Origin of the sequence: Leclercia sp. J807 (genome assembly GCF_009734465.1) — a bacterium.
Taxonomy (GTDB): Bacteria; Pseudomonadota; Gammaproteobacteria; order Enterobacterales; family Enterobacteriaceae; genus Enterobacter.
In genome coordinates, this window is sequence record NZ_CP046446.1 from 4,683,104 (window position 1) to 4,703,885 (window position 20,782).

Sequence of the window (20,782 nt, forward strand, 5' to 3'; positions counted from 1 at the left end):
TGGATCAACCGGTAGTTATCCAAAGAACAACCCGTGATGACTTTTTGTGCTGTGTATAACATCGCGATCTGATCCCAGCTTATACGTCACAGGATCACCGATCATTCACAGCAAACGATCCTCTCTAAGCACATGATCTTCTTTGGGAGATCCGGCTTATCCACAGAAACCCGCGATCCTAATAAGAGATCACAATAAAACAGATCTCTAAATAAAAAGATCTTCTTTTTAATAGCCAGGATCCCAGTGCTTTCTCGAACGACTAAAGTTGAGTAGAATCCACGGCCCGGGCTTCAATCCATTTTCTTACCGCTTTACGCGAGGCAGACCACCATGTTTTATCAGGATCCTTTTGACGTCATTATCATTGGCGGGGGTCATGCAGGCACCGAGGCCGCAATGGCCGCGGCGCGAATGGGTCAGCAGACCCTGCTTTTGACACACAATATCGACACGCTAGGACAGATGTCCTGTAATCCGGCGATTGGCGGCATTGGGAAAGGACACCTGGTAAAAGAAGTGGATGCACTTGGCGGCCTGATGGCAACCGCGATCGATCATGCGGGTATCCAGTTTAGGATACTAAACGCGAGCAAAGGCCCCGCCGTTCGGGCGACCCGTGCTCAGGCGGACCGCGTGCTCTACCGCCAGGCCGTACGCACCGCGCTGGAGAATCAACCGAACCTGATGATCTTCCAGCAGGCGGTTGAGGATCTGATTGTGGAAAACGATCGTGTCGTTGGCGCTGTGACCCAGATGGGTCTGAAGTTCCGTGCCAAAGCCGTCGTGCTGACCGTCGGGACCTTCCTTGACGGCAAAATTCACATCGGACTGGACAACTACAGCGGTGGCCGTGCTGGCGATCCGCCATCCATTCCCCTTTCACGCCGTCTGCGCGAGCTGCCGCTGCGCGTCAGCCGCCTGAAAACCGGTACGCCACCGCGTATCGACGCCCGCACCATTGATTTCAGCGTGCTGGCCCAACAGCACGGCGATAACCCGATGCCGGTCTTCTCGTTCATGGGCAGCGTGGATCAACATCCGCGCCAGGTGCCGTGCTATGTCACGCACACTAACGAGAAAACCCATGACGTGATCCGCAGTAACCTCGATCGCAGCCCGATGTATGCCGGTGTGATCGAAGGGATCGGCCCGCGCTACTGCCCGTCGATCGAAGACAAGGTGATGCGCTTCGCCGATCGTAACCAGCACCAGATCTTCCTGGAGCCGGAAGGGCTGACCTCCAACGAGATCTACCCGAACGGTATCTCCACCAGCCTGCCTTTCGACGTGCAGATGCAGATCGTCCGTTCCATGCAGGGGATGGAGAATGCGAAGATCGTCCGTCCGGGCTATGCCATTGAGTATGACTTCTTCGATCCGCGTGACCTGAAGCCAACCCTGGAGAGCAAATTTATTCAGGGTCTGTTCTTCGCAGGCCAGATCAACGGCACAACCGGTTACGAAGAGGCTGCCGCTCAGGGGCTGCTGGCTGGTCTGAACGCCGCGCGCTTCTCGGCCGAAAAAGAGGGCTGGGCGCCGGGTCGTTCTCAGGCTTACCTGGGCGTGCTGGTGGACGACCTCTGCACCCTCGGCACCAAAGAGCCGTACCGCATGTTTACCTCCCGCGCGGAATATCGTCTGATGCTGCGTGAAGACAATGCCGACCTGCGCCTGACCGAAATCGGTCGCGAGCTGGGCCTGGTGGATGATGCACGCTGGGCGCGCTTCAACGAGAAGCTGGAGAACATCGAGCGTGAACGTCAGCGCCTGAAGACCACCTGGGTCAACCCAACCGCCGAGTCTGTAGACGAAGTGAATGCTCACCTGTCGGCGCCGCTCTCCCGTGAAGCCAGCGGGGAAGATCTGCTCCGTCGTCCGGAGATGACCTACGAGCAGCTGATCCAGATGACGCCGTTTGCGCCGGGTCTGGAAGACGTGCAGGCCGCTGAGCAGGTCGAAATCCAGGTGAAATACGAAGGCTATATCGCTCGTCAGCAGGATGAGATCGAGAAACAGCAGCGTAACGAGAGTACGATCCTGCCCGCCACACTGGATTACCGTCTGGTTAACGGCCTCTCCAATGAGGTGATCGCCAAGCTGAATGACCATAAGCCGTCATCCATCGGCCAGGCATCGCGAATTTCAGGCGTCACGCCTGCGGCCATCTCCATTCTGCTGGTGTGGCTGAAAAAACAGGGTATGCTGCGCCGTAGCGCTTAATTGTAAGAACTGCCCGGTGGCGCTGCGCTTACCGGGCCTACAGAATTCCGTAGGGCGGGGTCGCGTAGCGCCACCCGCCAGCACCTATCTCAACAGGTATTCACCGTGCTCAACAAACTCACTCGTCTGCTGGAACAAGCCGGTATTTCGCTCACCGATCACCAGAAAAATCAGCTGGTGGGGTATGTCGATATGCTGCACAAATGGAACAAGGCCTATAACCTCACCTCGGTTCGCGATCCGAACGAGATGCTGATTCGTCACATCCTCGACAGCATCGTGGTAGCGCCGCATCTCAAAGGGGAGCGTTTTATCGATGTGGGAACGGGACCGGGTCTGCCGGGCATTCCGCTCTCTATCGTGCGTCCTGAGAGCCATTTCACGCTGCTGGACAGCCTGGGCAAGCGCGTACGCTTCCTGCGTCAGGTTCAGCATGAACTGAAGCTGGAAAATATTCATCCGGTGCAGAGTAGGGTAGAGGCATTTCCCGCCGAACCGCCGTTTGATGGCGTGATCAGTCGGGCCTTTGCCTCCCTCAATGACATGATCGACTGGTGTAAGCACCTGCCTGCGGAAAATGGCCGCTTCTATGCCCTGAAAGGGGTGCTGCCGGAAGAAGAAATCGCGCAGATGCCTGAAGGTTTTGAGATGGAAGAGGCGATTAAATTGCACGTTCCTCAGCTGGAAGGCGAACGTCATCTGGTGATTGTTAAGCCAAAATCTTTTTAAAAATATAATAAAAAATGTGGAATTTGTGCTGTTCTTAGTATGTTAAAAATTACGCGTCAGGCTAAGAAGTAAACAGGGCTAATTTAACCGCTTTTTTACTGTGGATTTTCTTTGGGTTAACCTGGGCGTGTAGTTAACCCAAAAGATAATAAACACCGAAAATATCAGCTTGCTAAAAGTAGGGAAGAGTAATCAGATTTTAATGTTAAATATTTATTAAAAATGTCAATAAAAGGTTTTTGTTGTATACAGGGCTGTTTTGAGAATAGTTGCTGAAATTAATCTTTAATATCAGAAAGATGAAATATAACGTTTTACCGCTTTAATTTATTCGACCTTATCGTAAATGTCTATTTTGTGATCTCGTGCACGCTTTATCGTCAACGTTTCCGCGTTGTTTGCAGTTTTGACGCGCCATTCATTGTTTGGCGAAAAGTTAAGAAATAGCGCCGGGGAAAAATATTTAAACATTTATTCACCTTTTCGCTACTTATTGTTTGAAATCACGGGGACGCACCGTATAATTTGTCCGCTTTTTGCTGCTTGACTCTGAGCCTTAAAGAACGTTTTATACGACACGCGACATACCTCGAAGTGAGCAGGAGTAAAAACGTGATATCAGTGTCGCTCTTGAGTCGAAACGTTGCTCGTAAGCTTCTGTTCATTCAGTTTCTGGCGGTGATAGCAAGTGGATTGCTGTTCTGCCTCAAAGACCCCTTCTGGGGCATCTCTGCGGTAAGCGGAGGTTTGGCAGTGGTTGTGCCAAACATGTTGTTTATGATTTTTGCCTGGCGTCATCAGGCGCATACACCTGCCAAAGGCCGCATGGCCTGGTCCTTCGCCCTCGGCGAAGTGTGTAAGGTGTTGTTGACCTTTGCCCTCCTGGTGGTGGCGCTGGCGGTTTTTAAAGTGGTATTTTTGCCGCTGATAGTGACGTGGGTTTTGGTGCTGGTGGTACAAATTCTGGCGCCAGCTGTAATCAATAACAAAGGGTAAAAGGCATCATGGCTTCAGAAAATATGACGCCGCAGGATTACATAGGTCACCATCTGAACAACCTTCAGATCGACCTGCGTACATTCTCGCTGGTGGATCCGCATAACCCCCCAGCCACCTTCTGGACGATCAATATCGACTCCATGTTCTTCTCGGTGGTACTGGGTCTGTTGTTCCTGGCCATTTTCCGCGGCGTTGCGAAACGTGCGACCAGCGGCGTTCCAGGGAAATTCCAGACGTTCATCGAAATGATCATTGGCTTCGTTCACGGTAGCGTCAAAGACATGTATCACGGTAAGAGCAAGGTGATTGCACCGCTGGCGCTGACCGTCTTTGTCTGGGTCTTCCTGATGAACCTGATGGACCTGCTGCCGATCGACCTGCTGCCGTTTATCGGCGAGCATATCTTCGGTCTGCCTGCGCTGCGTGTGGTGCCGTCTGCTGACGTGAACATCACCCTGTCTATGGCGCTGGGCGTATTCATCCTGATTCTTTTCTACAGCATCAAAATGAAAGGTGTAGGCGGCTTCGTGAAAGAGCTTACCCTGCAGCCGTTCAACCACTGGGCGTTTATTCCGATCAACTTGATTCTGGAAGGCGTTAGCCTGCTGTCCAAACCGATTTCCCTCGGTCTGCGACTGTTCGGCAACATGTATGCGGGTGAGCTGATTTTCATTCTGATCGCGGGTCTTCTGCCGTGGTGGTCACAGTGGGTTCTGAATGTGCCGTGGGCCATTTTCCACATCCTGATCATTACGCTGCAAGCCTTTATCTTCATGGTTCTGACGATCGTCTATCTGTCGATGGCGTCTGAAGAGCACTGATTCTTTACCAACACTACTACGTTTTAACTGAAACAAACTGGAGACTGTCATGGAAAACCTGAATATGGATCTGCTGTACATGGCTGCCGCTGTGATGATGGGTCTGGCGGCTATCGGTGCTGCGATCGGTATCGGCATCCTCGGGGGTAAATTCCTGGAAGGCGCAGCGCGTCAGCCAGATCTGATTCCTCTGCTGCGTACTCAGTTCTTTATCGTTATGGGTCTGGTGGATGCTATCCCGATGATCGCTGTAGGTCTGGGTCTGTACGTGATGTTTGCTGTCGCGTAGTAAGTCGTTTAAACCCTAAGCCACAGTTGTAAATTTAAAGAGGTATTGTGCTGTGAACATGAACGCAACAATCCTCGGCCAGGCCATCGCGTTTGTTATCTTTGTCTGGTTCTGCATGAAGTATGTATGGCCGCCTTTAATGGCTGCCATCGAAAAACGTCAGAAAGAAATTTCTGACGGCCTGGCTTCTGCAGAACGCGCTAAGAAAGATTTGGACCTTGCACAGGCCAACGCGACCGACCAGCTGAAAAAAGCGAAAGCGGAAGCCCAGGTAATCATCGAGCAGGCGAACAAACGTCGTTCTCAGATCCTGGACGAAGCGAAAGCTGAAGCAGAACAGGAACGTACTAAAATCGTGACACAAGCGCAGGCAGAAATTGATGCCGAGCGTAAACGTGCTCGCGAAGAGCTGCGTAAGCAGGTCGCGATTCTGGCTGTTGCTGGCGCCGAGAAGATCATCGAACGTTCCGTGGATGAAGCTGCTAACAGCGACATCGTGGACAAACTTGTCGCTGAACTGTAAGGAGGGAGGGGCTGATGTCTGAATTTGTTACGGTAGCTCGCCCCTACGCCAAAGCAGCTTTTGACTTTGCTATCGAACACCAAAATGTCGATCGCTGGCAGAACATGCTGGCGTTTGCCGCTGAGGTAACGAAAAACGAACATATGGCTGAGATGCTTTCTGGCGCCCTGGCGCCTGAAACGCTCGCCGATTCGTTCATCGCCATTTGCGGTGAGCAGCTGGACGCCAACGGCCAGAACCTGATTCGGGTAATGGCAGAAAATGGTCGTCTTAAAGCGCTCCCGGATGTTCTCGAGCAGTTTGAGCACCTGCGTGCCCTCAGTGAAGCCACTGTTGAAGTTCAAGTAACTTCTGCGACTGAACTGAGTAACGAACAGCTTGCGAAAATCACCGCCGCGATGGAAAAACGTCTGTCACGCAAAGTGAAGCTGAATTGCAATATCGATAAGTCTGTAATGGCAGGCGTAATCATCCGTGCGGGTGATATGGTCATTGATGGCAGCGTACGCGGCCGTCTTGAGCGCCTTGCAGACGTCTTGCAGTCTTAAGGGGACTGGAGCATGCAACTGAATTCCACCGAAATCAGCGAACTGATCAAGCAGCGCATTGCTCAGTTCAGTGTTGTGAGTGAAGCTCACAACGAAGGTACTATTGTTTCTGTAAGCGACGGTGTTATCCGCATCCACGGCCTGGCCGATTGTATGCAGGGTGAAATGATCTCCCTGCCGGGTAACCGTTACGCTATCGCACTGAACCTGGAGCGCGACTCCGTAGGTGCAGTTGTGATGGGGCCTTACGCTGACCTCGCCGAAGGCATGAAGGTTAAGTGTACTGGCCGTATTCTTGAAGTTCCAGTTGGCCGCGGCCTGCTGGGTCGCGTGGTGAACACCCTGGGTGCGCCAATCGACGGTAAAGGTCCAGTTGATAACGATGGCTTCTCGCCAATCGAAGTTATCGCACCGGGCGTAATCGATCGTCAGTCCGTCGACCAGCCGGTGCAGACCGGTTATAAATCCGTTGACGCCATGATCCCAATCGGCCGTGGCCAGCGTGAGCTGATCATCGGTGACCGTCAGACCGGTAAAACCGCGATGGCAATCGATGCGATCATCAACCAGCGCGATTCCGGTATCAAATGTGTGTACGTGGCTATCGGCCAGAAAGCGTCCACCATCTCTAACGTGGTGCGTAAACTGGAAGAGCACGGCGCGCTGTCCAACACCATCGTTGTTGTGGCGACCGCTTCTGAATCTGCTGCACTGCAATACCTGGCACCGTATGCCGGTTGCGCAATGGGCGAATACTTCCGTGACCGCGGTGAAGATGCACTGATCGTATACGATGACCTGTCTAAACAGGCTGTGGCTTACCGTCAGGTTTCCCTGCTGCTCCGTCGTCCACCTGGACGTGAAGCATTCCCGGGCGACGTATTCTATCTGCACTCCCGTCTGCTGGAGCGTGCGTCCCGCGTTAACGCGGAATACGTTGAGAACTTCACCAAAGGTGAAGTGAAAGGCAAAACCGGTTCTCTGACCGCTCTGCCGATCATCGAAACCCAGGCGGGTGACGTTTCTGCGTTCGTTCCGACCAACGTAATCTCCATTACCGATGGTCAGATCTTCCTGGAAACCAACCTGTTTAACTCCGGTATTCGTCCGGCGGTTAACCCGGGTATCTCCGTATCCCGTGTAGGTGGTGCAGCACAGACCAAGATCATCAAGAAACTGTCCGGTGGTATCCGTACCGCACTGGCACAGTATCGTGAACTGGCAGCGTTCTCCCAGTTTGCATCCGATCTTGACGATGCAACCCGTAAACAGCTTGACCACGGTCAGAAAGTGACCGAGCTGCTGAAACAGAAACAGTATGCCCCTATGTCAGTCGCACAGCAGGGCCTGGTACTGTTCGCAGCAGAACGTGGTTATCTGGGGGATGTAGAACTGGCGAAAATCGGTAGCTTTGAAGCCGCACTGCTGGCTTACGCTGACCGTGACCATGCTCCACTGATGCAAGAGATCAACCAGTCCGGTGGCTATAACGACGAAATCGAAGGCAAGCTGAAGAGCCTGCTCGATTCCTTCAAAGCAACCCAGTCCTGGTAACGTCTGGCGGTCTGTCTTAGGGCAGACCGCAAGGCATTGAGGAGAAGCTCATGGCCGGCGCAAAAGAGATACGTAGTAAGATCGCAAGCGTCCAGAACACGCAAAAGATCACTAAAGCGATGGAGATGGTCGCCGCTTCCAAAATGCGTAAATCGCAGGAACGTATGGCGGCCAGCCGTCCTTATGCAGATACCATGCGCAAAGTGATTGGTCACCTTGCGAGCGGTAATCTGGAATATAAGCACCCTTACCTGGAAGAGCGCGACGTTAAGCGCGTGGGCTACCTGGTGGTGTCTACCGACCGTGGTTTGTGCGGCGGCTTGAACATTAACCTGTTCAAAAAGCTGCTGGCGGATATGAAAGCATGGTCCGATAAAGGCGTTCAAAGCGATATCGCGATGATCGGCTCTAAGGGCGTCTCTTTCTTCAATTCCGTAGGCGGCAATATTGTCGCCCAGGTGACTGGTATGGGTGATAACCCGTCCCTGTCCGAACTGATCGGTCCGGTTAAAGTGATGTTGCAGGCCTATGATGAAGGCCGTCTGGACAGGCTGTACGTTGTAAATAACAAATTTATTAACACCATGTCCCAGGTTCCGACCCTCACTCAGCTGCTGCCGTTACCGGCATCAGAAGATGAAGAGTTAAAACATAAAGCCTGGGATTACCTGTATGAACCGGATCCAAAACCGCTGCTGGATACCTTGCTGCGTCGTTATGTTGAATCTCAGGTTTATCAGGGCGTGGTAGAAAACCTGGCTAGCGAGCAGGCCGCACGTATGGTGGCGATGAAAGCCGCTACCGATAATGGTGGCAGCCTGATCAAAGAGCTGCAGTTGGTATACAACAAAGCTCGTCAGGCCAGCATTACTCAGGAACTCACCGAGATCGTCTCGGGGGCCGCCGCGGTTTAACCAGGTTTACGAATTACGTAGAGGATTCAAGATGGCTACTGGAAAGATTGTCCAGGTAATCGGCGCCGTAGTTGACGTCGAATTCCCTCAGGATGCCGTACCGCGCGTGTACGATGCTCTTGAGGTTCAGAATGGTAACGAAAATCTGGTGCTGGAAGTTCAGCAGCAGCTCGGTGGCGGTATCGTGCGTACCATCGCCATGGGTTCTTCCGACGGTCTGCGTCGTGGTCTGGAAGTAAAAGACCTCGAGCACCCAATTGAAGTACCAGTAGGTAAAGCAACCCTGGGTCGTATCATGAACGTCCTGGGTCAGCCGATCGACATGAAAGGCGATATCGGCGAAGAAGAGCGTTGGGCTATCCACCGCGCAGCACCTTCCTATGAAGAGCTGTCCAGCTCTCAGGAACTGCTGGAAACCGGCATCAAAGTTATCGACCTGATGTGTCCGTTTGCGAAGGGCGGTAAAGTTGGTCTGTTCGGTGGTGCGGGTGTAGGTAAAACCGTAAACATGATGGAGCTGATCCGTAACATCGCGATCGAGCACTCCGGTTACTCCGTGTTTGCGGGCGTAGGTGAGCGTACTCGTGAGGGTAACGACTTCTACCACGAAATGACCGACTCCAACGTTCTGGATAAAGTATCCCTGGTTTACGGCCAGATGAACGAGCCACCTGGAAACCGTCTGCGCGTTGCGCTGACCGGTCTGACCATGGCTGAGAAATTCCGTGACGAAGGTCGTGACGTACTGCTGTTCGTCGACAACATCTACCGTTACACCCTGGCTGGTACAGAAGTATCTGCACTGCTGGGTCGTATGCCATCAGCGGTAGGCTACCAGCCGACCCTGGCGGAAGAGATGGGTGTTCTGCAGGAACGTATTACCTCTACCAAAACCGGTTCTATTACCTCCGTTCAGGCGGTATACGTACCTGCGGATGACTTGACTGACCCATCCCCAGCAACCACCTTTGCGCACTTAGACGCAACCGTGGTACTGAGCCGTCAGATCGCGTCTCTGGGTATCTACCCGGCCGTTGACCCGCTGGACTCCACCAGCCGTCAGCTGGATCCACTGGTAGTGGGTCAGGAACACTACGACACCGCGCGTGGCGTACAGTCCCTGCTGCAGCGTTATCAGGAACTGAAAGACATCATCGCCATCCTGGGTATGGATGAACTGTCTGAAGAAGACAAACTGGTGGTAGCACGTGCGCGTAAGATCCAGCGCTTCCTGTCCCAGCCGTTCTTCGTAGCAGAAGTATTTACTGGTTCTCCGGGCAAATACGTTGCGCTGAAAGACACCATCCGTGGCTTTAAAGGCATCATGGAAGGCGAATACGATCACCTGCCGGAGCAGGCGTTCTATATGGTGGGTTCCATCGACGAAGCCGTGGAAAAAGCCAAAAAACTTTAACGCCTTAATCGGAGGGTGATATGGCAATGACTTACCACCTGGACGTCGTCAGCGCAGAGCAACAAATGTTCTCTGGTCTGGTCGAGAAAATCCAGGTAACGGGTAGCGAAGGTGAACTGGGTATTTTCCCGGGTCACGCCCCGCTGCTCACCGCCATTAAGCCTGGTATGATCCGCATCGTTAAACAGTTCGGTCATGAAGAGTTTATCTATCTGTCTGGCGGCATTATTGAAGTGCAGCCTGGTAGCGTGACCGTACTGGCTGATACCGCAATTCGTGGCCAGGATCTCGACGAAGCACGAGCTCTGGAATCGAAGCGTAAAGCAGAAGAGCACATTAAGAGCTCTCATGGCGACGTGGATTACGCTCAGGCGTCTGCAGAGCTGGCCAAAGCGATCGCGAAACTGCGCGTTATCGAGTTGACCAAGAAAGCGATGTAACACCGGCTTGAAAGCACGAAAGCCAGTCTGGTCTCCAGACTGGCTTTTTTTATGGATCCGTTTCAGAAAATCTGAAACTAAAACGATGTTTTATTATTTTGTGATTTAGATCACAAAAAGATTGATCGGCAGAATAGTCAGGAGTAGACTTCGTTTTGTGATGAATATCACATAACTGAACTCCAAAAATATCAGGATGCCATCATGAAAACGATCAACAAAATCATCGCCCTTTTCAGCAACATGAACGTCTCTTTCGGTACGTTCAACCACTAAGTGCTGATATGCCGGGTGGCGCCACGCTTACCGTAGTGTGATAAGCGAAGCGCCTCCCTGGTACCTACATTTTTACCTGCGTTTTATCCAGTTCTTTCCCTTCACTGTTCACGCTTTTACCCTTCTTGATAAAGTAGTTCGTGTTATCAATGTTTCCTGTTACCGCATCGTCGTACTCGCCTGGCTTATTACGGATCGATACGTTTCCGGTAAAGGTTCCCTGAGTTGTCACATCGCCATACGGGCTTGGACGGAAGATATAGTTAAAGCGCTGGTTATCCACCGCGATATTATTCTCCACCACCAGCCTGCCGGGGTTAAAGTTATCGGTGAAGCCGTCCAGGTGATTGCCCGTGGCTTTGCTGTTGCGGATCTGATGCGCCACAGGCTGCCCTTCTCCGCCGAGCTTAAAGCCGTTACTGGTATTGTTGCTGGCAACCGAGTTCTCGATCACGACCACGCCGTTTGCGCCATCTTCAATCTTGTTGAACAGGTCAAAACCGTCGTCGATATTGTCGTGGGAATAGCAACGCTCCAATCGGTTACCTTCCCCCACCCGCATTTTCACCGCGAAGCCATCGGCGTTAATCTTGCCGGGATCTTCATTGGCGTAAGATTCAGAATCCACAACCCGGTTATAGCTTGCCCATAATGGCCGGCCAATTTTTTCCGGGGAGGAGATCTGGATCCCGGTATCATCGTTGCGGTAGGCCGTGACGCGCTCGATCAGGTTATGGCTACCCTGGACGCGCAAACTTTTGCCGGTCACGTCGATACCGTTGATATGCCAGTAGCTGGCATCAAGCAGCAGGCCGTGGATAACCACTTTACCGTCTGCCTGCAGGGTTTTGAGTTTATCGCTGCTGCCGCTGGCAGCGACGGGGATCTCACTCTGCGGGTAATCGCCGCTTTTCAGCACCAGCTTGCCGCCGGGCGCCAGCAGGGCGATAGCGGTGGCGAGATCCAGTGGCGCATCGGCGGTGCCTTGTGCATCCGCTTTTCCGTCCGGAGCGGCATAGAGGTGCGTCGTATCTCTGTCCGCAATGCGTTCGACGGTGAGCTGCTGATTCACTGGCGTGCCATGAGCAGGCGTAAAGGTCACCGTGAAGGTGCTGGTCTGCTCCAGTCGGGCTGGCAGGGTGTACATCTCGCCTGCTTTCACCGCTTTCTCATTACCGATCACCACTTCGTTTTGTCTTACGCTAAATACCCCGTCCTCATTAGCGCGCGCCTGCAGCAGGTAATCTGGCGAAGCGCTGACCGTACCGGACGCCAGCTGCACCACGACCGGCAGTGGCTCTGCCTGCCAGGGCTCCGAAGGCACGGTATGGGCGCTGGTGGTGGTGAGCGAGGCGTTAGTGACCGTAATTTTGGCATTGCGGGAGGCAAAAAAGCCGACGTAATAGTGGTCCTTATTCTGTACCGAAATCAGGTCAGCGCGCGGCACGCGCTTGCTCACCCAGGTGTCGCTGTCCAGCGGGGCCCAGGCGGTAATAAAGCCGTCGTCGGTGCGCTGGAGTTTCAGGCGAAATTCCGGCGTCTGGCTCAGATCCACCTCTTCCTTATAACTCTGCTTCTTAATGGCGGCTCCGGCATCACCCCACGGATGGCTGATCCCCTCCCGGGTGATAGCCTGCATTTTTACTCGCTGATGGTCTTTTTTATCCTGGGTCATGATGGCGTTCATCACCTGATTCGATGCCGCCGGAAACTCTTCATAACCCGTTTTTAGCGGTTGCTGGCGCGGGTTGCCGAGGACATCGCGCACCAGCAGTCCGGCGCCCTCCTGCGCGGCAGGTTTCGCGCCATTCTCCGGCCCAAACTGGTCGACCCGGACAGTGGCCTGCAAAACGAAATTTTCTGCCGTTGGCAGCTCGGTATAGAAAAACGTTAAGCCGTCGTGGGAGTTGGCGATTTTGCCGCCCCGGCTTTCCAGGGTGATGGCTTTCGCCAGGTCAGCGCTCTCCTGGGGTGAGAGCTTTTTCCCGTCGATGGTCACATCATTGACGCCGATTTTTTCGGGCAGCACGTTGGAGGAAAAATTCAGATCCGTTGATTGCCCAAAGGCGATGGCTTTCCAGACATGAGGTTGTTCTGTTGCCATAGCGGAAAAGGCGCTACACATCATCAGGGCCAGAGGTATTTTAGACTTCATCTTATTCTCCTGAGTAATAATTGAGCGCTATTATCATCAGAATAAAACAGCGTTTCTTTTTTGTGTGTCACACATTCAGATAATTAAAACAGTGTTTTGCTTATAACAGGCTTTATTAATAGAGCGAAAAAATAGCTAACATGTTGGGAGGGCTGGAGAGTTCGCTAAAGGGCGCTATATTTCACAGGCAAAGCCCTTTAATCTGCGGTAAAAAGGACCGTTAATTTGCCCGAAACAGGCAACGTTGTGCGTTTTACCGTCACTCCATTTTTTGGCGCAAAATATGTAGAATTTTCAACGCCAAAGGGTTTTACTTTTCACTCAAATTACAGTCAGGACGTGTATGTTGAACACTGCAATGAGCGTGGTCATCCTTGCCGCAGGCAAAGGCACCCGCATGTATTCCGATCTTCCTAAAGTGCTGCACACCCTTGCAGGGAAAGCGATGGTGCAGCATGTCATTGATGCCGCTAACGATCTTGGCGCCAGCCAGGTGCATCTGGTCTACGGTCACGGCGGCGATCTGCTGAAGCAGACGCTACGTGATGACAAACTCAACTGGGTGCTGCAGGCAGAACAGCTGGGCACCGGCCACGCCATGCAGCAGGCCTCCCCGTTCTTCTCTGACGACGAAGACATCCTGATGCTCTACGGCGACGTGCCGTTGATCTCCGTTGAGACGCTGACCCGCCTGCGTGCTGCAAAACCGCAGGGCGGAATCGGTCTGCTGACCGTTAAGCTGGACGATCCAACCGGTTATGGCCGTATCACCCGTGATAACGGCAAGGTGACGGGCATCGTTGAGCACAAAGATGCCACCGAGGCACAGCGTGAAATTCAGGAAATTAACACCGGCATTCTGATCGCCAACGGCGCGGACATGAAGCGCTGGCTGTCACAGCTGAACAACAATAACGCCCAGGGCGAATTCTACATCACCGATATCATCGCGATGGCGTATCAGGAAGGCCGCGAGATCGCTGCCGTTCATCCGGATCGCTTAAGCGAAGTGGAAGGGGTGAACAACCGTCTTCAGCTGTCCCGTCTGGAGCGCGTATATCAGTCCGAGCAGGCAGAAAAGCTGCTGCTGGCGGGCGTAATGCTGCGCGATCCGGCACGTTTCGATCTGCGCGGAGTGCTTAATCATGGGCGCGACGTCGAGATCGATACTAACGTTATTCTGGAAGGCAACGTAACGCTGGGTAATCGCGTCAAAATTGGCGCCGGTTGTGTGATCAAAAACAGCGTCATTGGCGACGACTGCGAAATCAGCCCTTATAGCGTGGTTGAAGATGCTCATCTGTCCGCCGCCTGCACTATCGGGCCGTTCGCCCGCCTGCGTCCGGGCGCTGAGCTGCTGGAAGGCGCACACGTCGGCAACTTCGTCGAAATGAAAAAAGCGCGTCTGGGCAAAGGCTCGAAAGCTGGCCATCTGACCTATCTGGGCGACGCAGAGATTGGCGATAACGTGAATATCGGCGCCGGGACTATCACCTGTAACTACGATGGCGCGAACAAGTTTAAAACCATTATTGGTGACGACGTGTTTGTGGGATCGGATTCGCAGCTGGTGGCACCCGTGACGATTGGTAAAGGCGTAACCATTGCGGCGGGCACGACCGTTACCCGCAATGTGGCGGAGAACGAGCTGGTGTTAAGCCGTGTGCCGCAGGTGCATAAGCAGGGCTGGAAACGCCCGGTGAAAAAGAAGTAAGCGGATTATTTCCTCTCCCCCTCCGGGAGAGGATTCGGGATGAGGGGATAACATAATCCCCCGCCCATCAGCAGTACCCATAAATATAACCCCACTCTCTACAAGGCTCGGGGCGCCCGGAAAGGGCATAACAGGTCAGCGACAACGCAGGCGAAAGCCTCTATTCGGAATCTAAAACTATGTGTGGAATTGTTGGCGCAGTCGCGCAGCGTGATATTGCTGAAATCCTTCTCGAAGGTTTACGTCGTCTGGAATACCGTGGTTATGACTCTGCCGGTCTGGCAGTGGTTGATGCTGAAGGGAATATGACCCGTCTGCGTCGCCTCGGTAAAGTAAACATGCTGTCACAGGCCGCGGAAGAGAACCCGCTGCACGGTGGCACAGGTATTGCCCATACCCGTTGGGCGACCCACGGTGAACCTTCGGAAGGCAACGCGCACCCGCACGTCTCTGAACACATTGTGGTGGTGCATAACGGCATCATCGAAAACCATGAACCGCTGCGTGAAGAACTTATCGCGCGTGGTTACACCTTCGTCTCTGAAACCGACACCGAAGTGATTGCCCACCTGGTTCACTGGGAGCTGGAGCAGGGCGGTACGCTGCGTGAGGCCGTACTGCGTGCGATCCCACAGCTGCGCGGCGCCTACGGCACCGTGATCATGGACAGCCGCGACCCGTCTACCCTGCTGGCAGCCCGCTCTGGCAGCCCGATGGTGATTGGTCTGGGGATGGGTGAGAACTTTATCGCCTCCGATCAGCTCGCGCTGCTGCCGGTGACCCGTCGCTTTATCTTCATGGAAGAGGGCGATATTGCAGAAGTGACCCGCCGTGACGTCAAAATCTTTGATAAATCTGGCGAGCCGGTAAAACGTCAGGATATCGAATCCAACCTGCAGTACGACGCGGGTGATAAAGGCGCTTACCGTCACTACATGCAGAAAGAGATCTACGAGCAGCCGAATGCCATCAAAAACACCCTGACCGGGCGTATCAGCCACGGCGAAGTGGATTTGAGCGAGCTGGGGGCTAACGCCAACGAAATGCTGGCAAAAGTTGAGCACATTCAGATCGTGGCCTGCGGCACCTCCTACAACTCCGGTATGGTTTCCCGCTACTGGTTTGAAGCGCTGGCAGGCGTGCCGTGCGACGTGGAGATCGCCTCCGAGTTTCGCTATCGCAAATCAGCCGTGCGTCGTAACAGCCTGATGATCACCCTGTCCCAGTCCGGCGAAACCGCTGATACCCTGGCGGCGCTGCGTCTCTCCAAAGAGCTGGGCTATCTGGGCTCGCTGGCGATCTGTAACGTACCGGGCTCCTCGCTGGTGCGTGAGTCTGACCTGGCGCTGATGACCAAAGCCGGTACCGAAATCGGCGTGGCCTCTACCAAAGCGTTCACCACCCAGCTGACAGTTCTGCTGATGCTGGTGGCGAAACTGGCCCGTCTGAAAGGTCAGGATGCGGCGATTGAGCACGATATCGTGCACGGTCTGCAGGCGCTGCCGAGCCGTATTGAGCAGATGCTCTCCCAGGACAAGCGCATTGAAGCGCTGGCGGAAGATTTCTCCGACAAGCATCATTCCCTGTTCCTGGGTCGTGGCGATCAGTATCCGATTGCTCTGGAAGGCGCGCTGAAGCTCAAAGAGATCTCCTATATCCACGCTGAAGCCTACGCGGCAGGTGAGCTGAAACACGGCCCACTGGCGCTGATCGATGCGGATATGCCGGTAATCGTGGTGGCACCGAACAACGAACTGCTGGAAAAACTGAAGTCCAACATCGAAGAAGTCCGCGCCCGTGGCGGCGTGCTCTATGTCTTCGCGGATCAGGATGCCGGCTTTACCAGCAGCGACAACATGCACATCATCGAGATGCCGCATGTGGAAGAGGTGATTGCGCCAATCTTCTATACCGTTCCGCTGCAGCTGCTGGCTTACCACGTTGCGCTGATCAAAGGCACTGACGTCGACCAGCCGCGTAACCTGGCGAAGTCCGTTACCGTAGAGTAATCCTCTCAGGCTCCACCTTCGGGTGGAGCTTTTTTTATCCTTTCTGCGCGTTTTTTCGCCTGCTTTTTTACCCTGCGTTCTATGACAAACTGTCATCTTCGGCTATTTTTTTCAGTGTCACAGAAAGAAAATTTACCTGAAATCAATCTGTCATATTTCAATATAACTACTTGATAATGATAGATTATTTTGCTGGTTTTTCTGCGCGATTTTCGTTGTCATAAAACTGTCATAATTCGTACATTTATCTGTCACCTCTTTGTCCTATTTTGCTCATCGTAGCCACTAAACAACGATTTACGAAAATCTTGCAGGAGACATTATGAAAGTTATGCGTACCACTGTCGCAACTGTTGTCGCCGCGACCTTATCGATGAGCGCGTTCTCTGTATTTGCAGAGGCAAGCCTGACTGGCGCTGGTGCAACCTTCCCTGCGCCGGTGTATGCCAAATGGGCTGATACTTACCAGAAAGAGACTGGTAACAAGGTGAACTACCAGGGTATCGGCTCCTCCGGTGGCGTTAAACAAATTACCGCAAATACCGTTGATTTCGGCGCATCTGATGCTCCGCTGTCGGATGAGAAACTGAATCAGGAAGGCCTGTTCCAGTTCCCGACCGTTATCGGTGGTGTTGTGCTGGCGGTAAATATCCCTGGCCTGAAGTCCGGCGAACTGGTGCTGGATGGCAAAACCCTGGGTGATATCTACCTCGGCAAAATCAAAAAATGGGATGACGAAGCCATCACCAAACTGAACCCGGGCGTTAAGCTGCCTTCGCAGAACATCGCTGTGGTTCGTCGTGCTGACGGTTCCGGTACCTCCTTCGTCTTCACCAGCTACCTGGCGAAAGTGAACGAAGAGTGGAAATCTAAAGTCGGTTCCGGCTCTACCGTTAACTGGCCGACCGGTCTGGGCGGTAAAGGTAACGACGGTATCGCCGCGTTCGTACAGCGTCTGCCTGGCTCCATCGGCTACGTAGAATACGCTTACGCCAAGCAGAACAACCTGGCGTACACCAAACTGGTTTCTGCCGACGGCAAACCGGTCAGCCCGACCGAAGAGAACTTTGCTAACGCAGCCAAAGGCGCTGACTGGAGCAAATCTTTCGCTCAGGATCTGACCAACCAGAAAGGCGACAATGCATGGCCAATCACCTCTACCACCTTCATCCTGGTCCACAAGGATCAGAAGAAGCCAGAGCAGGGTGCTGAAGTGCTGAAGTTCTTCGACTGGGCATACAAAAATGGCGGCAAACAGGCTAACGACCTGGATTACGCCAGCCTGCCGGACAGCGTGGTTGAGCAGATTCGTGCTGCATGGAAAACCAACGTGAAAGACAGCAGCGGTAAAGCGCTGTACTAACAGGATATTTTTGACGAAGATGGCGGGTAGCGCTGGCGCTAACCCGCCCTACGGTTCCGACTGTAGGCCCGGCAAGCGTAAGCGTCACCGGGCATATTCGTAAGACGTCTCAAACAGAAGAGTAATTTATGGCTGCAACCAAGCCTGCATTTAACCCTCCGGGTAAAAAAGGTGACATGATTTTCAGCGCGCTGGTAAAACTGGCTGCGCTGATTGTGCTATTGCTGCTGGGCGGCATTATCGTGTCCCTGATTTTCTCCTCCTGGCCGAGCATCCAGAAATTTGGTTTCTCCTTCCTGTGGACCAAAGAGTGGGATGCACCGAACGATATCTACGGTGCGCTGGTGCCTATCTACGGCACGCTGGTGACCTCGTTTATCGCGCTGCTGATTGCGGTGCCGGTGAGCTTCGGTATCGCCCTGTTCCTGACCGAACTGGCGCCAAACTGGCTGCGACGCCCGCTGGGTATTGCCATTGAACTGCTGGCGGCCATTCCAAGTATCGTTTACGGCATGTGGGGTCTGTTTATCTTCGCTCCGCTGTTCGCGACCTACTTTCAGGAGCCGGTAGGTAACGTCCTTTCCGCCATCCCGTTTGTGGGCGCGCTATTCTCCGGTCCGGCTTTCGGTATCGGCATCCTGGCGGCAGGCGTGATCCTCGCCATCATGATTATTCCGTACATTGCGGCGGTCATGCGCGATGTCTTCGAACAGACCCCGGTGATGATGAAAGAGTCGGCCTACGGCATCGGCTGCACCACCTGGGAAGTGATCTGGCGTATCGTCCTGCCGTTCACCAAAAATGGGGTGATTGGCGGCATCATGCTGGGTCTGGGCCGCGCGCTGGGTGAAACCATGGCCGTGACCTTTATCATCGGTAACACCTACCAGCTCGACAGCGCCTCGCTCTATATGCCGGGTAACAGCATTACCTCGGCGCTGGCAAACGAATTCGCCGAAGCGGAGTCGGGCCTGCACGTAGCTGCGTTGATGGAACTGGGCTTAATTCTGTTTGTTATCACCTTCATTGTTCTGGCGATCTCCAAACTGATGATCATGCGCCTGGCGAAAAATGAGGGGGCACGCTAATGGCTACGCTCGAAATGCAAAATACCGCGGAGCTGGCGGAATCCCGCCGCAAAATGCAGGCGAAGCGCCGCATGAAAAACCGCCTCGCCCTGACGCTCTCCATGGCGACGATGGCATTTGGTCTGTTCTGGCTGATCTGGATCCTCTTCTCCACGGTAACGCGCGGTATCGACGGCATGTCGCTGGCGCTGTTCACCGAGATGACCCCACCACCAAATACGGCGGGCGGCGGTCTGGCAAACGCCCTGGCGGGCAGCGGCCTGCTGATCCTGTGGGCGACCGTGTTCGGTACGCCACTTGGCATCATGGCGGGTATTTACCTGGCGGAGTATGGCCGTAAATCCTGGATTGCAGAAGTGATCCGCTTCATCAACGACATCCTGCTCTCTGCTCCATCGATTGTGGTCGGCCTGTTCGTCTACACCATCGTGGTGGCGCAGATGGAACACTTCTCCGGCTGGGCGGGTGTGATTGCGCTGGCGCTGCTGCAGGTACCTATCGTTATTCGTACCACCGAGAACATGCTGAAACTGGTGCCGGACAGCCTGCGTGAAGCGGCCTACGCACTGGGTACGCCAAAGTGGAAGATGATTTCTGCCATCACCCTGAAAGCCTCCATCTCGGGGATCCTGACAGGTGTGCTGCTGGCCGTTGCCCGTATCGCCGGTGAAACGGCACCGCTGCTTTTTACCGCGCTCTCAAACCAGTTCTGGAGCACGGATATGATGCAGCCGATCGCCAACCTGCCGGTAACGATCTTTAAATTTGCGATGAGCCCGTTTGCCGAATGGCAGTCACTGGCCTGGGCCGGGGTACTGATTATTACCCTGTGCGTACTGTTACTGAACATTCTGGCGCGCGTTATTTTCGCGAAGAAGAAACACGGTTAATTATTGACGGCGTGGCACGCTGCGGCGCCGGATGAGGAAATGAGTCAATGAGTATGGTGAATACTGCTCCGGGTAAACTTTCGGTTCGTGACCTGAACTTCTACTACGGTAAGTTCCATGCCCTGAAGAACATCAACCTGGATATTGCTAAAAACCAGGTGACGGCATTCATCGGTCCGTCTGGCTGCGGTAAGTCCACGCTGCTGCGTACCTTTAACAAAATGTATTCGCTCTATCCCGAGCAGCGCGCCGAAGGCGAGATCCTGCTGGATGGCGACAACATTCTGACCAATACCCAGGATATCGCCCTGCTGCGCGCGAAAGTGGGCATGGTGTTCCAGAAACCGACGCCGTTCCCGATGTCGATTTATGACAACATCGCCTTCGGTGTGCGCCTGTTCGAGAAGCTCTCCCGCGCCGATATGGATGAACGCGTGCAGTGGGCTTTGACCAAGGCCGCATTGTGGAACGAAACCAAAGATAAACTTCACCAGAGCGGGTACTCTCTCTCCGGTGGTCAGCAGCAGCGTCTGTGCATTGCGCGCGGTATCGCCATTCGCCCTGAAGTGTTGCTGCTGGATGAGCCGTGCTCAGCGCTGGACCCGATCTCCACCGGGCGTATTGAAGAGCTGATCACCGAGCTGAAAGCGGATTACACCGTGGTGATCGTGACCCACAACATGCAGCAGGCTGCCCGTTGTTCCGACCACACAGCATTTATGTACCTGGGCGAGTTGATTGAGTTCAGTAAAACGGACGACCTGTTCACCAAGCCTGCGAAGAAACAAACAGAAGACTACATCACCGGACGCTACGGCTGATTCAGGAGTGCG

The 20,782-nt window shown here is 53.8% G+C and carries 18 protein-coding genes; 17 read left to right on the top strand and 1 reads right to left on the bottom strand.

Going from position 1 to position 20,782, the window contains the following annotated elements; genetic code table 11:
- The first annotated feature begins 333 nt into the window (after positions 1-333).
- The 11 genes from mnmG to GNG26_RS22350 all read left to right on the top strand — a co-directional run bounded on the left by mnmG (position 334) and on the right by GNG26_RS22350 (position 10,454).
- On the top strand, positions 334-2,223 hold the full coding sequence (gene mnmG, locus GNG26_RS22300; RefSeq protein ID WP_156240109.1) for a tRNA uridine-5-carboxymethylaminomethyl(34) synthesis enzyme MnmG: 1,890 nt from the start codon (positions 334-336) through the stop codon (positions 2,221-2,223).
- Between the two features lie 105 nt (positions 2,224-2,328).
- Positions 2,329-2,952, top strand: a complete 624-nt coding sequence (gene rsmG / locus GNG26_RS22305) for a 16S rRNA (guanine(527)-N(7))-methyltransferase RsmG (RefSeq protein WP_103824231.1) — start codon at positions 2,329-2,331, stop codon at positions 2,950-2,952.
- A gap of 615 nt (positions 2,953-3,567) precedes the next feature.
- Entirely contained in the window at positions 3,568-3,948 is a 381-nt protein-coding gene (gene atpI / locus GNG26_RS22310; protein ID WP_103824374.1) for a F0F1 ATP synthase subunit I, read from the top strand.
- An 8-nt stretch (positions 3,949-3,956) separates the two neighbouring features.
- Positions 3,957-4,772, top strand: a complete 816-nt coding sequence (gene atpB, locus GNG26_RS22315; RefSeq protein WP_040077702.1) for a F0F1 ATP synthase subunit A — start codon at positions 3,957-3,959, stop codon at positions 4,770-4,772.
- 49 nt (positions 4,773-4,821) lie between these two features.
- Positions 4,822-5,061, top strand: coding sequence for a F0F1 ATP synthase subunit C (atpE, locus tag GNG26_RS22320; protein WP_000429386.1), 240 nt, complete (start codon positions 4,822-4,824; stop codon positions 5,059-5,061).
- 52 nt (positions 5,062-5,113) lie between these two features.
- The gene (gene atpF, locus GNG26_RS22325) at positions 5,114-5,584 is read left to right on the top strand and encodes a F0F1 ATP synthase subunit B (RefSeq protein WP_032615498.1); all 471 of its coding nucleotides are present in this window, start codon (positions 5,114-5,116) and stop codon (positions 5,582-5,584) included.
- 14 nt (positions 5,585-5,598) lie between these two features.
- The gene (gene atpH, locus GNG26_RS22330; protein ID WP_103824232.1) at positions 5,599-6,132 is read left to right on the top strand and encodes a F0F1 ATP synthase subunit delta; all 534 of its coding nucleotides are present in this window, start codon (positions 5,599-5,601) and stop codon (positions 6,130-6,132) included.
- 12 nt (positions 6,133-6,144) lie between these two features.
- Positions 6,145-7,686, top strand: a complete 1,542-nt coding sequence (atpA, locus tag GNG26_RS22335; RefSeq protein ID WP_103824233.1) for a F0F1 ATP synthase subunit alpha — start codon at positions 6,145-6,147, stop codon at positions 7,684-7,686.
- 50 nt (positions 7,687-7,736) lie between these two features.
- A complete protein-coding gene (gene atpG, locus GNG26_RS22340) occupies positions 7,737-8,600 on the top strand; it encodes a F0F1 ATP synthase subunit gamma (protein WP_103824234.1) in 864 nt (287 codons plus the stop codon).
- A gap of 31 nt (positions 8,601-8,631) precedes the next feature.
- Positions 8,632-10,014, top strand: coding sequence for a F0F1 ATP synthase subunit beta (gene atpD, locus GNG26_RS22345; RefSeq protein ID WP_103824235.1), 1,383 nt, complete (start codon positions 8,632-8,634; stop codon positions 10,012-10,014).
- A 20-nt stretch (positions 10,015-10,034) separates the two neighbouring features.
- A complete protein-coding gene (locus tag GNG26_RS22350) occupies positions 10,035-10,454 on the top strand; it encodes a F0F1 ATP synthase subunit epsilon (protein ID WP_039032217.1) in 420 nt (139 codons plus the stop codon).
- Positions 10,455-10,794: 340 nt separating this feature from the next.
- Here the strand turns inward: GNG26_RS22350 and GNG26_RS22355 are convergent, their stop codons facing one another.
- Positions 10,795-12,885 carry a right-handed parallel beta-helix repeat-containing protein gene (locus tag GNG26_RS22355; protein WP_114316328.1) on the bottom strand — a complete coding sequence of 697 codons (2,091 nt, stop codon included), beginning with the start codon at positions 12,883-12,885 and terminating at the stop codon, positions 10,795-10,797.
- A gap of 343 nt (positions 12,886-13,228) precedes the next feature.
- Between GNG26_RS22355 and glmU the strand changes: the two genes are divergently transcribed.
- From glmU to pstB, 6 genes are all read left to right on the top strand, one after another.
- Positions 13,229-14,599 (top strand): bifunctional UDP-N-acetylglucosamine diphosphorylase/glucosamine-1-phosphate N-acetyltransferase GlmU, encoded by a 1,371-nt coding sequence (gene glmU, locus GNG26_RS22360; RefSeq protein WP_156240110.1) that lies wholly within the window; start codon positions 13,229-13,231, stop codon positions 14,597-14,599.
- A 179-nt stretch (positions 14,600-14,778) separates the two neighbouring features.
- Positions 14,779-16,608: a glutamine--fructose-6-phosphate transaminase (isomerizing) gene (gene glmS / locus GNG26_RS22365; RefSeq protein ID WP_156240111.1), complete on the top strand. Its 1,830-nt coding sequence runs from the start codon at positions 14,779-14,781 to the stop codon at positions 16,606-16,608.
- A 322-nt stretch (positions 16,609-16,930) separates the two neighbouring features.
- Positions 16,931-17,971, top strand: coding sequence for a phosphate ABC transporter substrate-binding protein PstS (gene pstS, locus GNG26_RS22370; protein WP_103824239.1), 1,041 nt, complete (start codon positions 16,931-16,933; stop codon positions 17,969-17,971).
- Between the two features lie 128 nt (positions 17,972-18,099).
- Positions 18,100-19,059, top strand: a complete 960-nt coding sequence (pstC, locus tag GNG26_RS22375) for a phosphate ABC transporter permease PstC (RefSeq protein ID WP_103177614.1) — start codon at positions 18,100-18,102, stop codon at positions 19,057-19,059.
- A complete protein-coding gene (gene pstA / locus GNG26_RS22380; RefSeq protein WP_103824240.1) occupies positions 19,059-19,949 on the top strand; it encodes a phosphate ABC transporter permease PstA in 891 nt (296 codons plus the stop codon). Before pstC ends, pstA begins: the two co-directional genes overlap by 1 nt.
- A gap of 47 nt (positions 19,950-19,996) precedes the next feature.
- A complete protein-coding gene (pstB, locus tag GNG26_RS22385; RefSeq protein WP_103177616.1) occupies positions 19,997-20,770 on the top strand; it encodes a phosphate ABC transporter ATP-binding protein PstB in 774 nt (257 codons plus the stop codon).
- The last annotated feature ends 12 nt before the right edge of the window (positions 20,771-20,782 follow it).

Bases quoted from the DNA above. Each gene is read 5' to 3' on its own strand.
- pstC (WP_103177614.1), top strand. From the start codon at position 18,100: ATGGCTGCAACCAAGCCTGCATTTAACCCTCCGGGTAAAAAAGGTGAC.
- atpH (WP_103824232.1), top strand. From the start codon at position 5,599: ATGTCTGAATTTGTTACGGTAGCTCGCCCCTACGCCAAAGCAGCTTTT.
- atpA (WP_103824233.1), top strand. From the start codon at position 6,145: ATGCAACTGAATTCCACCGAAATCAGCGAACTGATCAAGCAGCGCATT.
- atpB (WP_040077702.1), top strand. From the start codon at position 3,957: ATGGCTTCAGAAAATATGACGCCGCAGGATTACATAGGTCACCATCTG.
- atpE (WP_000429386.1), top strand. From the start codon at position 4,822: ATGGAAAACCTGAATATGGATCTGCTGTACATGGCTGCCGCTGTGATG.
- glmU (WP_156240110.1), top strand. From the start codon at position 13,229: ATGTTGAACACTGCAATGAGCGTGGTCATCCTTGCCGCAGGCAAAGGC.
- glmS (WP_156240111.1), top strand. From the start codon at position 14,779: ATGTGTGGAATTGTTGGCGCAGTCGCGCAGCGTGATATTGCTGAAATC.
- GNG26_RS22355 (WP_114316328.1), bottom strand. From the start codon at position 12,885: ATGAAGTCTAAAATACCTCTGGCCCTGATGATGTGTAGCGCCTTTTCC.
- pstA (WP_103824240.1), top strand. From the start codon at position 19,059: ATGGCTACGCTCGAAATGCAAAATACCGCGGAGCTGGCGGAATCCCGC.
- atpG (WP_103824234.1), top strand. From the start codon at position 7,737: ATGGCCGGCGCAAAAGAGATACGTAGTAAGATCGCAAGCGTCCAGAAC.
- pstB (WP_103177616.1), top strand. From the start codon at position 19,997: ATGAGTATGGTGAATACTGCTCCGGGTAAACTTTCGGTTCGTGACCTG.
- atpD (WP_103824235.1), top strand. From the start codon at position 8,632: ATGGCTACTGGAAAGATTGTCCAGGTAATCGGCGCCGTAGTTGACGTC.
- GNG26_RS22350 (WP_039032217.1), top strand. From the start codon at position 10,035: ATGGCAATGACTTACCACCTGGACGTCGTCAGCGCAGAGCAACAAATG.
- mnmG (WP_156240109.1), top strand. From the start codon at position 334: ATGTTTTATCAGGATCCTTTTGACGTCATTATCATTGGCGGGGGTCAT.
- pstS (WP_103824239.1), top strand. From the start codon at position 16,931: ATGAAAGTTATGCGTACCACTGTCGCAACTGTTGTCGCCGCGACCTTA.